General features: G+C 32.5%; 1 protein-coding gene. It reads left to right on the plus strand.

The genetic code is table 11. The features are described 5' to 3' along the window. Window positions 1-208 precede the first annotated feature (208 nt). The coding region (locus tag JCM19033_RS21705; RefSeq protein ID WP_198153636.1) for a hypothetical protein at window positions 209-523 on the plus strand (315 nt) is incomplete at its 3' end.

Genomic DNA, 523 nt, shown 5'->3' on the forward strand with positions numbered 1-523 from the left:
ACGAAAAGCTCCAAAAAGGGGAGATTCAATTGATTCCACGCCAAAACAAAGAGTTTAATCAAGAGGTAATAGATATGTTATCACACTCCACTATATATAACCGATTAAATGAATTAGCAAAACACAATGAAGATGTAACAAATTAAAAGTATTAGTTATTGATGCGGTCTCCTATGCAACTCAAAGAAGCAAGCTAATTATTAAATATATGGAAGAATACACTCTTCATGATGTTGATCATTTATCCAGAGTGCTACGTCACATGGATAGTTTGATTCCAGAAGAAACCCTTAACCATTTGAGCCCCCTTGAATTAGGGTTATTAATACTAACTGCATTTTTTCACGATTTAGGCATGGCTCCAACGGGAAAAGAAATGGAAATTTATCAAGGGTTGAAAGATGATCTAACTGAAAAGGATTGGGAATTAGATAAGGAGTTTAAAATTTATTGTAAATCAAACCCTAATTTACAGAGGAAGATAGATGAATTATTAAAAATCAATTACATAACACAAGCAGAA

The organism is Thalassobacillus sp. C254 (genome assembly GCF_001310615.1).